Below are 12,140 nucleotides of genomic sequence, written 5' to 3' on the forward strand. Positions count from 1 at the left end.
GTTTATACAAGATTGTAATGTTCCATATGAACGTGGGTTACGGGTACATCCAGATCGTGCAACGCTCGTTCGACTTGATCCATCATTTTTGGTGTAGCACAGATGAAATAATTGCGTGTAGCTGGACGTTTAGGAATGTAGCGGCTGAGTAGTTCTCGATCTACATATCCTGATTCTCCCGACCAATTATCCGGCGGTTCTCTCAGAACGTGGATAACTGTTAGATCTAATCTGTTTTTAAGTGCTTCAATTTCTTCGCGATAGGTAATATCCTCCCTAGTCTTGCTGGAATAGATTAAAATCATGGGTCGTTCGTCATTGCGATCGGCTAGAGTCAGGAGTATGCTGTAAATGGGTGTGATGCCAATCCCACCAGCAATCAAGACAAACCCTGCTGTATTTTCGTAGCGATCGCTGGTAAACACGCCATAGGGACCATCGAGAAAAGCTTTCGTGCCTGGTTTGACATCTTTAATTGTTTTGGTAAAATCTCCTAAAGCTTTAATCCCAAACTCGATGCGATCGGGCTTCTCCGCACTAGAAGCAAACGAGAATGGGTGCTCTCGCATCCGAAATGGCGAAATTTCCAGAGTGATCCAGGCAAATTGACCTGGCTGAAAACGCAAGCCTTCATGTCCTCTAGGGCGCAGTACCAAATTCCAAACGCCGCCTCGTTGGGGAACAACTGTTTCCACCAAATAAGGTTTTTTCTGCATGAAGTAAGGTTTGACTAGACGGACGTAAACCAACAGCCACAACGCAAAAACTGCAATCCCACTCCAGAGAACTCCTTTCCAGAACAAACTCAGATAGTAGCTAACACCTAAAGCGTGTGCCAAACCAAAACCAATGGCAAGAACTGCCATGATGCCGTGAAGAATGCGCCAATTTTCGTATTGGATGTTTAACTGCTTGCGCCAAATTGAAGTCACCACCAGTATTATCAGTGCCAGCGTCCCGATAACGGCAAACCTAGCTCGCCAAGGTGCTTGGAAAAAACTCAACAGTTGTAGTGTCTCTTCGGTTCTAATAACCAGAAGAATTAACGGATGCAGAATAATGAAGGCAAACGCAGCTAGGGAAATATAACGGTGGAACTGGAGGATCAGATCGATCCCGTAAGACGCTTCGATCCGATTGATGCGGGCAGTTAAGGCGAACTGGAGCGCCATCATTACCAGACCCAAAAAGCCGAGGGCGACAGAGAACTCCGTCCAAAAACTGCGAATGTCGCTAGGGGTGGGAGGATATAATAGCAGAATCAGTAGGGGTAAAACGGTGAGCAATAGATACAGCCCAATCCAAGATGCCCCAATCGCTACAGGATTTTTCATCAATAAGCTTCGCATAAGGATTTGACTCCTAATTTTGCTGTGGGGATGAAGCTTGCAATCTGCGGTTGATTTCTTCCCAGTTGACCATATTCCACCAATTATTTAAATACTCCGCCCGACGGTTTTGGTATCTCAGATAGTAAGCGTGTTCCCATACGCCATTACCCATAATTGGATACTGACCTGCCATAATTGGGTTGTCTTGATTTGGCGTGCTTGTTATTTCTAGTTGTCCTTTGGCATTCCGTACCAACCAAACCCAACCGCTACCAAAGCGATCGCCTCCTGCTTCGTTAAATGCTTCCCTAAACTTTTCAAAGCTACCTACTGTAACTCCGACTATAAAATATCCCAGAAAATATCTAAATTGATTTTGGAGAAGATTTTTCATAAACTTAAACCTCAACAGTAATGTTTGTCATGAATCAAAAATCGATTAAATGCTTAATTAATTAAAGCAATATCTTTTTCGCTAGTTATATATAGGTTTTCTCAATCGAAAGGGGAGCAAACAAAATAATTCAACGCGATTGCTCGGTAATTATTCTACAGCTATCGATAGATATGAGAAGTATCACCTATAATCAAAAGAAATCAAAATCGAATTTTTAACTTTTATAGAGAACAAAAATGGTAGATAAATAGTCATGTAAATTCAACCATTTTCAATTACTAAATACCTACCTCTGTAAACCAAGTGCAAATTAACGCCAGCCATTCGGTTACAATTGAACTAATGCAACCTTACTTATTAGTCTGCAATCGAAATGTGATGAAAATGACAAAAATTGACGGCGATAGAAGAACGATATAGTATCGACGAGGCAATTCAATCCTTGAGCTAACAGCCAATTCTATCTTTAGTAAGAAAATTTTCTTGTACGTGCGAATATTTGTTAGATTAAACTTAGTTAGAAATGCCAGCCTTAATTCTGCTTCGGGAATGTATGAGATAACTGAGTCGCGGCTCGATACGATCGCGGCAATTGAGGGCTGGAGAAAGATATATGTATTCAGAAGATATATTTCGACATCAAAAATTAGCAACAGCAGAGACTAACTACTCGTCGATAGTTGTTAGTGGAGTAGAGTCGGAACGAGTCAAAGCCGAAAAAATTGAGAACAAACCTATAGTTGCTAATCTCTCTTTAGGTATTGTGCTTTTGAGTTGTATTATCTGTTTTATTATGCTGTCTAAGTCATGGACGGCTGCACAGGAAGATCTTGAAGAGATGATTGAGATTAACAGCTTTTCTCAGTCTCCTTGTAGGAAGTGTCGATTCTTCTCCAACAATCCTTTTTAAAGTGTGCAGTACACCCAACCATTGTGCTGACAAAAGAAGCCAACAACTGTGCTGACTACAATCCACGCACTCGGTTTTGGAGTGAAAATTTGTAATTTTTATTTACTTCAAATTTTGTTAAATTTTGAAATCCTTGTTAAATTTAGAGAAAGTTGATGGGTAATTTTCAATTAAAAATTACCCATCACTGTCAACAACTAAGTGCAATTTGCTGCTAGCTAGCTTGGTTACAGTACTGTCACTGCAACTAATTACTACTATAAAAGCAAAATGTGATAAGAAAATGACAAATGACTAATGAGTCTCTATCTTTTTTAGAAACTTCGATAGACATGAAAATCATAAGGAAAATAACTTTCTTAGGTAAGAGATCGGTCTGTATGAAAGGTGACTTATTTATTGAAATTAAGCAAGCACGCCACTCTCTACTACTAGAGTATGTTGATTAGCGTGACCGCCAATTGTGACTGAAAAATGACAACCTTTTAGCGGCTAGTAATAGATAATATGTAATTGACAATTGCTGGTATCGTTACCAAGCCGCTAGTTCTATTCCTAAGATGAAATTTGCTAACGTTCGCGATCGCCCTTTAGAGTGGATTTGGCTTGATTTTTCTGAAACTGTCCTAGTTTGAGCAGAAAATTTTCGCATGATTTATCTCATACCATTTCACTAAAACTATGCTACAGAAGACTCCCCCTAGCCCCCTCGATCGGGGGGTTGGGAGATCTCTTTTGTCGTAGTCAAAGAGTAAATTGGTATCATTCCTATTTGAGTTATGCAATATTTGTGAGGATTGGTAATGGGGGTAGTGATATGCAAGTAGTGGTGAAGTATAATCCTTGCCCTAAAATGATTCTGAGTGATATTTGCTAATATATAAAAAACACAATAAGAACCGAATTAATTGTTGATTTACAATAATACATGTTTTGGAAATGCTATTTATCTCCGTCATTAATCTGTTATCTCGTATTACTCAATAGCTAGACTCCCTGCAACAAAATCTACCAGAACTACCGCCCCAAAAGACTTGTTTTTCCTGCCATTCTCACAATGTTATAAAGACTGGTTCCATTCATAATAAAAAAACCAAAAGCCAATGCAAAGACTGTGGACGACAATTCGTAGATGACCCTAGTAATATTGTTATTTCATTGTAGATAAAGCAACTCATTGATAAACTCTTACTCGAGAGAATTTCGTTACGTGGAATTGCGAGAGCTACGGGTGTAAGTTGGTCTTGGTTACAAGATTACGTCAACTCCATCATGGCTCATACTCCCTGCCAAATCAAGATTTCAGGGAAATTAACGGGTCGCCTGACGATAGAATGTGACGAAATGTGGTCTTTTGTTGATAGTAAGAAAAACGAGGTTTATGTCTGGCTAGCAATTGAGCGAGATTCTCGGATAATTGTTGGTTGCTTTATCGGAGATAGAACTCGAAAATCTGCTCACAAATTATAGGCTTCTTTCACCCCTATTTATCAGCAATGTGCTGTCGCTTATACGGATTTTTGGCAAGCTTACAACACAGTTATTCCCCCTGAACGCGATCGCTCTGTTGGTAAAAAACAGGTCAAACTAATCATATTGAACGATTAAATAATACGTTAAGACAACGGATTTCAAGGGCTGGTAAGAGCAAGTCTATCATTCTCCAAAAAGCTCAACAATCACAAGGAGAGCGATTTGGTACTTCGTTCATGGCTACAATGCAGAGCTAGCAAGGGCTTGAGCCTCACCACTACTTGCATATCACTACCCAAAATATCAAGAGATTTTGGCTATGGGTTTAAATTGGGCGCAAAAACCAGATTTAATCCTTAAAAGTTTTATAATAAAAAAAGTGCAGCTAGATTTAGGTTCTAATACCGAAAAATGTGAAGGTTCATGTCTTTTCATTCGCATTTCCTGACTTTTCCAACTTTCTACGCTTTTATAGACGGTCGATCGAGAAAGCCAAGCTGACAATAAATCGTTGATTTTTGTCTGAAAATGAGCGCTGATAACCAAAATGTAACTGCTATCAAACCCAAGCAGAAGGGGAAATCTCTACCACCCAAGTTAATTATCTGGTTGGGCAAATTTGTTTGGACGACACTTTGGCAGTTGATGATGTCGCAGCTCGCACCCCGTGGTAAATCGGGGGAATATCTTCGTCCTAGCAGTCAGTTTCGCGACTCTATTAGTATAAACAGTCCTTACCCACCAGCAACAGGACGCTACCAACTTTTCGTCGGACTTAGTTGCCCTTGGGCGCATAGAACGCTCGTGGTACGATCGCTCAAGGGTTTAGAAGATGCCATCTCAGTTGCGATCGCCACACCCGATCCAATTCAAGGCGGTTGGGTACTACCTCAGCAACAAGAAGGCTGTCGCAGCTTAGCAGAGTTGTATCAGTTGGCAAAACCAGGATATCAAGGACGCTGTACGGTTCCCGTCTTATGGGATAAACAAACAAAGGCGATCGTCAATAACGAGAGCGCGGAAATTATTGTCATTTTAAATAATGCCTTTAACGAGTTTGCTCAGCATCCAAAATTAGATCTTTATCCTGAAGATTTGCGAGAAAAGATTGACTGGTGGAATGAAAAAATTTACCATGCTGTCAATAATGGGGTATACCGCTGCGGTTTGGCTCAGACACAAGCGGCATACTTAGAAGCTTGTAACGAATTATTTGCGACTCTGGACGAAATTGATGTGGTCTTGGCAAACAGTCGGTATCTGTGTGGCGATTGCGTAACTCTAGCAGACATCCGGCTATTTACTACTCTATTTCGGTTTGATATCGCCTACTACGGCATATTTAAATGCAACCGCCGCCGCATTCAAGACTATCAACACTTAGGATCGTATCTGCGCGATTTGTATCAATTACCTGGGGTAGCTGATACTTGCGATTTAGAAAGTGTCAAGCAAGATTACTACGGCAATCTATTTCCCTTAAATCCTGGTGGGATTATTCCCGCAGGTCCAGATATGTCAAGCTTACTTGTACCGCATGGGAGAGAAAATATAGGGAATTGACATACTCACCGACTATCACGGTGCGGTGATTCTTGACGCTTCATTGGGTTGCGCTACCGAAGTAGTCTTACCATCCCTCTGCGCCCATTTAGAGTCGTGCCGATGCCCCATGCCGACTTTCTCTATATTTTTGGAAGCGTTTTCGTCTCTATCTTGTTCGGTGTTGCAATTCAAGCAAAGTATTGAACGAACAGATAAATCGATTTTACCCCATCGATACCCACAATCCGAGCAGATTTGGCTTGTAGGTTCCCATCTACTAATAACTTGAAATGTCCTACCAATTTTATCTGATTTAGCTTCGCACAAAGTTCTAAACTCTCGCCACCCCTGCAAGCTAATTGCTCAGCTAATCTTCGGTTTTTAGCCATGCCTGATACATTCAAGTCTTCTAACACAATAACTTGATTTTCTAGAATTACTCTAGAAGACAGTTTGTGCAAGAAGTCTTTACGAGTATCAGTAATTTGGTTATGCAGTCTAGCGATGTGCGAACGGGTTTTATTTCTACGCCTAGAACCTTTCTTAGACCTTGCTAATTTTCTTTGTAGTTTACGGATTTTGCGGTCTACTCTAGAGTAGTTAGGGCTTTGTACTTTTTCCCCATTACTCATTACAGCAAAAGTCTTGATCCCCAAATCGATACCGATGCTTTGGTTCTTGGCAACAGTAACGTATGGTTCAACCCCCGACCCTCCTGCCGTCAAACGGCAGGAGGAATGCGGGGGTGCTTTCCGCACTTCTACAACAAAGCTTAGAAAATATCGTCCTGCACAGTCTTTGATGACTGTTACAGAACTAGGTTCAGACGGTAGCTCTCTAGACCAAATAGGTTTGAGTTGTCCAATCTTAGCTAAATAAACCTTCTCCCCTTTAATACTAAAACCACCTTTTCTAAATCGTGCTGATTGACGATTATCCTTTTTCTTAAGCCTTGGTGGTTTAACTTTAATTCCTTTTCTTTTGCCATTGAGTGATTCAAAAAAGTTCTTATAGGCAACTCCTAAATCGGCAATTGATTGTTGAAGCGGAATATTAGAAACTTCGCTTAACCATTCTCGCTCCTCAGTTTTCTTGGCTTGAGTAATACAGATTTTCTGTAAATCAGCAACAGATGGAAGTTTTTCGGACTGCTTACATAAAGCCAGCGCATCATTCCACACTACTCTACAACAGCCAAAGACTTTAGCTAAGTCTATTTGCTGTTGGGCTGTAGGATAGATTCTGTACTGATACCGCGCAATCATGCGGTTTTGTTACAATTGGTCTGTAGTTGTATTCTACATTGGTCTGTATATAATATCAAAATGTATAGAAGAGAAAGACACAGCGTTACAGACCTAAAAGTTCATCTGGTCTGTGTTGCCAAATACAGAGAGGAAGTCTTTTCAGAAGAAGAGCTAAAACTAATTGAAGAGGTGTTTCACCATGTAGCAAAACAAATGGATTTTCAAATCTTGGAAATCAATGGAGAAGACGAACATATTCACGCATTGATTGAATATCCACCAAAGCTATCAGTATCGAAGATAGTTAATGCTCTTAAGGGCGTATCAAGTCGGCGTTATGGACAGGCTGGATTCAAAAAACCACACGGAAAGACTGCACTATGGAGTCCGAGTTATTTTGCTGTCTCGGTTGGAGGCGCACCGATAGAAACTCTAATCGAGTACATTAAAAATCAAAGCCGTCCTAGAAGGACGGGGCTTGCATCCCATTAATTTCGGTCATAAGTAAGTCAAAAGTTAAAAGTTAAAAAGGGAAAATGTAGTTGCAGCAAGGCTTTTAGCTGCTATATGCTGGCAAATTAAATGTGGAACAATTTAGCTAAGCATGGATTTACCCCTGGTCTATCACTCCGATTACGTCGTTCCCTTACCCGATACTCATCGCTTTCCCATGCCGAAGTTTCAGTTGCTTTACGAGTTACTGATAGCTGATGGGGTAGCGTATCCAGAACAATTTCAGATTCCCGAACGTCCGCCGCAAGCTTGGATTGAGTTGGTACACATACCAGAATACGTCCAAGCATACTGTGATGGAACATTAGATGCTAAAGCACAGAGGCGCATTGGATTACCCTGGAGTCCAGCTTTAGCCAACCGTACTTGTGTTGCAGTCGGGGGAACTGTTTTAACCGCCAAGTTAGCGTTAGAGTGCGGATTAGCTTGCAATACAGCAGGAGGAACCCACCATGCTTTTCCCAGTTATGGTTCTGGTTTCTGTATTTTTAACGATCTAGCGATCGCCACTCGCGTATTACAAGAATTAAATCTCGTCCGCAAAGTTTTAATTGTAGATTTAGACGTACATCAAGGAGATGGTACGGCTTTTATTTTTCAAAATGAACCCAGCGTGTTTACGTTTTCGATGCATTGCGAAATTAATTTTCCTGGGACAAAACAGAAAAGCGATTTAGACGTGCCTTTACCAGAAGGCATGGAAGACGATGAATATTTGCAAACACTAGCCCAATATCTACCAGATTTACTATCAAGGATTCAGCCAGACTTAGTATTATACGATGCCGGAGTCGATCCGCATATAGGCGATCGCTTGGGGAAATTAGCTTTAACAAATACTGGTTTATTTCGCCGCGACATGCAAGTTTTGAGTACCTGCGTTGCGGCTGGCTATCCTGTCGCCTGCGTCATTGGTGGCGGGTATGCAGAAGATATGGAATCTCTCGTATACCGTCATTCCCTCGTCCACCGCGCTGCTAGCGAGGTTTTTCATCAATATCGACTGTGATGTTTCTCTCAATTAACTTTTGGGAATAATAAATTTAACTCCAATTATTTGTTATCCCAAAATCAAGAGATTGAGGAGCATCCATGCCGATTTTCCAAGCAGATTCTTCAAATTTTTTTCGTTTACTACAAATGAGTGAGGATGGTGACGAACTTTGCTTGGCGGCTGGACAATACAAAGGACCATTTCAAATTGAGCGAAAAATTAAGATCTGTGGCTCTGGAGCAGATACAGAAATTTTTGCAGTTGATGAACCTGCAATAGTAGTTAAAGTACCTGGAGTACGACTAGAAAATTTAGCAATCTCCCGTTCGATAGGAGGAGATAAAGGTGAAGTTGTACTTTTGGCTGAGCCAGATACAGCTCCAGTTTTAAAGCAGGCAACCTTGCTCGGTTCGGCTGAGAACGTGCAGTGGGAAGGTGTTAGTTGGGATATTCCAACAATACTAGATTTTGGAGCAGTAGAAACAAATCGCCGAGTAGAGTTTTCCTGCCAATTACAACTAGCTGCATCTTGTAAAATTACAACTGATTTTGCTTGGTTATCTGTACAACCAGAATACTTATCCCCAGGGTTGCAGCATATAAAAGTATATCTGAATTCGACTGTTCTGATACCTGGAACAGTATTGCATGGCGCTATTCGTTTGGAAGCAAATAATGAAAAACGTGAGATTGCGATCGCAGCTAGAATTACTGCTCCTCAGCCAACTAGTCTTGATTCACCTCGGCATAAATCCTTAAACCCTGAAGTTCCAATACCAGATATCAATACTTGCCAAGAATGGGGTTACAAATTTTTTGGGGAGTCAATGAAGAGGTTAATTGTTGATGTTGAAGGTAAAAATGCCTTAGCAGCATATCCAGAATTTCGAGATCGTTTACGCTGCGCCGAAGATATAATATTTAATTTACTGGGTAAAAAGCCAAGACTTTTTTACGTCCGTCGTCAGGAAGAAAAGACAGAGTCTAGAGAAGACATATTAGAGCTAACAATAGCTATAGATCGAGATGATATCGAACTACCTGCACTGCTTCATGAGCGTGGCAAAACCTTACGTTTAGTAGGGATTTTATCTGCTAATAGCTCAAGTGGTTTTCGAGTCATTTCAGCTCGATTACTACCAAAAGTAGAAGGACAGACAAATGAGTTGGCTACACCTTGGTACATTCGTTTGTTACCAAATCATCGTTATCACATTGGAGTACCGCGAGCGGCGCTAGAACATATAGCAACGCTACCAATTTGTAATAAATTTTTACCGACAGGAGCACAACTAGAAGTTTGGCATCAGTTTTTGCAGGTCGAAGAACGAATTGCGAAAGCACGACAGTTTTGTATTCCTTTTACAAGTCACAACTTCGGTACAGCTACAAAACGAATTACTTTTAAAGTTAATGATGCTTTGGCAACTCTTGATGGCTCCGATGAAAATTCATTAGAGCCAGAAGACTTTTGGCAACGAGCTGCACGGGCAAAAAATGAAGACGTTTATCTATTAGAATCTGATGTTGATCGTAGAGGTAGACGGGATAAACGCTTATTAGGATGTATTGAAAATGTCGATCCTAAACGTGGCATTATTCAAGTTGAACTGGATGTTGATACGAGTGAGTCTATTACTGAAGGATACTATCAACTACCAGTGACAAGCAGCTTATTCTTTGAGGCTTCTGGTGATGTTAGCCAGATAAAGCGTAAAAAAGAAGCTTTGCACGATCTACAAAAAGGTAACACGCAAAATCCATATTTAGGTGAGTTTTTCTTCGATGCTTCTAAAGCTAGAGCAGCTCAGCAAAGTATTAAATTACAACAGCAAGATTTACTACTAAAAACTGCTAACTCTGACCAAGTAGCGGCAGTAGAAACAGTACTTTCAGCTCCAGATATGGTTTTGATTCAAGGTCCACCAGGTACAGGTAAAACTACAGTTATTGCTGAAATTTGTTATCAAGTTGCTTTGCGTGGTGGGAGGACTCTGATTGCTTCTCAAGCAAATTTGGCAGTAGATAATGCGCTAAGCCGATTAATTCACAATCCCGTGATTCGTGCCTTACGAAAGGGTCGAGCGAATCGAGTTGAGGAAGAAGGTTTACCATTTCTAGAAGAACGGGTAATTGGCACTTGGTTGGCAAATACTGCTAACGATTGCGAAAGCCGCCTAAAAACGAAGCTCGAAACTGTAGAGGTATTCCGCCAACTACTAGCAACGTTAGAGCCATTTCCAGCCTATTTTGTAGCAGAAGAAGCATTTAGGCGAGAACAACCTCTGTTGCTGCAACGCAAAATAGCTTTGGAGTCAAAGTACGAAGAACAGATTGTTACCTATCAACAAATTTTGGCTCAACAACAAAAAGTTGAAGCTCTCATCACCGATATAGATAACTTACTCAAGGATTTACCCGCATTAAATTGGGAAGAAGCAACAGTTGTAAATTTACTAGTAAGTTTACAACCCTATGCAAGCAAAGAAATTTCAATAAATCAGTTTGAGAAAAATGTAAGTACGGCAAGTCAGCTATCTCATCAATTTGGTCTAGTTCCACCTACTGGTAATTCTTTTTATGTAGCCGCTTGGTTGTGCGATCGCATACCCACACATCTCGCTGAAGTTCGTCAAGCGATCGCAATAGCCAAGAATGCAGCCAAAGCAATGTCTGAGGCTATCCCAGCTATACAAACCTATAGAGAAAATTTGGCATCTCTAGCTCAGCTTAAAAATATTTATCAGCAAAAACTAGAAAGCCAAGCAAGCAATCGGCAAGAAATAGAGAAGCTACAAAAATCTCTCCTGCGAATTGCATCTGTCAAGCTTGAGCTTGATAGCTGGTTTTCAACAAGCTATTTTGATGTATATCAAGTTGTAGAAAAATGCGTGCAAAAGCGCCGATTGCTCACTGTAGATTTAATTCCTCTACCATCTCAACTACACGCCATTACTAATAAGTCTGTTTCTACACTATGGCTAAAACCTTTAACTGAATGCTGTATAAAAGTGAATAATTTAGTTCATAGGTATAGAGAATGGGACGCAACTCAAAATGTTGCACTTAATCTAGAAAGTTTGCTATTTAGAATGTCACATACTCTAACTACTCAGTCGCCTACTGAAGAGGTGATTTATCGCGCAGTCTGCGAACTTGGAATCCAAGAATTCAACTCCCTACAATCTCTGTACTGGCTAGAGCAGCTAGCTCGTCTTACTCACGAGGAAATGAAACGACCACCTGGAATTTTAAGTTGGACTGGCGAAATCCTTTTCGGTCGTAGTCATTTATATTATGCAGCAGCAAAATCTGAGGCAATTAGGAGACAAGTTCAAAGTATCATTCAAATGAATGAACCCAGTACTATTGAAAATAAATTAAGAGAGATTGTTAAGGAAGTTGTCAATAGTACTGTAGCAAGTGTAGGAGAATATCTAAATCAAAGAAAAAGCTATGTAGAACAAAAAATTGAAAGTCTACAACAGGAATTAGCAGAAATTGCAAATCTACCAGGTTAGATTTCTACCGCTCAAACGCAAGTAGAAATATCTCGACATCAAACTAAGCACAAAACTAACATAGTTTTAAGCTTTTTATTAGAAATTACTCAGTCGTCAAAAGTGCTAGTGGAATTACGTACTTTAGCCGAGCAATATCGTCATACCTTAATGGAGATTACACATGAGCAGGGATCGCTTTTCTCAGATCGAGTATGTTCATGGGTAAA

6 protein-coding genes and 3 pseudogenes are annotated in these 12,140 nt (G+C 40.5%); 6 read left to right on the forward strand and 3 right to left on the reverse strand.

The window, feature by feature from the left end; translation table 11 throughout:
• Positions 1-2: 2 nt before the first annotated feature.
• Together N4J56_RS17015 and N4J56_RS17020 are read right to left on the reverse strand one after the other, a co-directional pair.
• Positions 3-1,349 carry a ferric reductase-like transmembrane domain-containing protein gene (locus N4J56_RS17015; protein WP_410500348.1) on the reverse strand — a complete coding sequence of 449 codons (1,347 nt, stop codon included), beginning with the start codon at positions 1,347-1,349 and terminating at the stop codon, positions 3-5.
• 13 nt (positions 1,350-1,362) lie between these two features.
• Positions 1,363-1,674: pseudogene (locus tag N4J56_RS17020) on the reverse strand (superoxide dismutase); the annotation flags it as partial.
• A gap of 667 nt (positions 1,675-2,341) precedes the next feature.
• Between N4J56_RS17020 and N4J56_RS17025 the strand changes: the two are divergent.
• From N4J56_RS17025 to N4J56_RS17035, 3 genes and pseudogenes are all read left to right on the forward strand, one after another.
• On the forward strand, positions 2,342-2,638 hold the full coding sequence (locus N4J56_RS17025; protein WP_317107511.1) for a hypothetical protein: 297 nt from the start codon (positions 2,342-2,344) through the stop codon (positions 2,636-2,638).
• A gap of 996 nt (positions 2,639-3,634) precedes the next feature.
• Positions 3,635-4,379 (forward strand): annotated as a pseudogene (locus tag N4J56_RS17030) (IS1 family transposase).
• A gap of 260 nt (positions 4,380-4,639) precedes the next feature.
• A complete protein-coding gene (locus N4J56_RS17035) occupies positions 4,640-5,674 on the forward strand; it encodes a glutathione S-transferase family protein (protein ID WP_317107512.1) in 1,035 nt (344 codons plus the stop codon).
• A gap of 15 nt (positions 5,675-5,689) precedes the next feature.
• On the opposite strand, the pseudogene N4J56_RS17040 reads toward N4J56_RS17035, so the two are convergent.
• A pseudogene (locus tag N4J56_RS17040) lies at positions 5,690-6,921 on the reverse strand (RNA-guided endonuclease InsQ/TnpB family protein).
• A 60-nt stretch (positions 6,922-6,981) separates the two neighbouring features.
• Between N4J56_RS17040 and tnpA the strand changes: the two are divergent.
• From tnpA to N4J56_RS17055, 3 genes are all read left to right on the forward strand, one after another.
• On the forward strand, positions 6,982-7,395 hold the full coding sequence (gene tnpA / locus N4J56_RS17045; protein ID WP_317107514.1) for an IS200/IS605 family transposase: 414 nt from the start codon (positions 6,982-6,984) through the stop codon (positions 7,393-7,395).
• A gap of 112 nt (positions 7,396-7,507) precedes the next feature.
• A complete protein-coding gene (locus N4J56_RS17050) occupies positions 7,508-8,425 on the forward strand; it encodes a histone deacetylase (RefSeq protein ID WP_317107515.1) in 918 nt (305 codons plus the stop codon).
• A gap of 83 nt (positions 8,426-8,508) precedes the next feature.
• On the forward strand, positions 8,509-11,931 hold the full coding sequence (locus N4J56_RS17055; protein ID WP_317107516.1) for an AAA domain-containing protein: 3,423 nt from the start codon (positions 8,509-8,511) through the stop codon (positions 11,929-11,931).
• Positions 11,932-12,140 lie beyond the last annotated feature (209 nt).

The sequence above is a fragment of the Chroococcidiopsis sp. SAG 2025 genome (genome assembly GCF_032860985.1).
In the GTDB taxonomy this organism is placed as follows: Bacteria; Cyanobacteriota; Cyanobacteriia; order Cyanobacteriales; family Chroococcidiopsidaceae; genus Chroococcidiopsis.

What these genes read in the sequence shown, in the direction of transcription:
- N4J56_RS17015 (WP_410500348.1), bottom strand. Translation starts at nt 1,349, where the DNA reads ATGCGAAGCTTATTGATGAAAAATCCTGTAGCGATTGGGGCATCTTGG.
- N4J56_RS17025 (WP_317107511.1), top strand. Translation starts at nt 2,342, where the DNA reads ATGTATTCAGAAGATATATTTCGACATCAAAAATTAGCAACAGCAGAG.
- N4J56_RS17035 (WP_317107512.1), top strand. Translation starts at nt 4,640, where the DNA reads ATGAGCGCTGATAACCAAAATGTAACTGCTATCAAACCCAAGCAGAAG.
- tnpA (WP_317107514.1), top strand. Translation starts at nt 6,982, where the DNA reads ATGTATAGAAGAGAAAGACACAGCGTTACAGACCTAAAAGTTCATCTG.
- N4J56_RS17050 (WP_317107515.1), top strand. Translation starts at nt 7,508, where the DNA reads ATGGATTTACCCCTGGTCTATCACTCCGATTACGTCGTTCCCTTACCC.
- N4J56_RS17055 (WP_317107516.1), top strand. Translation starts at nt 8,509, where the DNA reads ATGCCGATTTTCCAAGCAGATTCTTCAAATTTTTTTCGTTTACTACAA.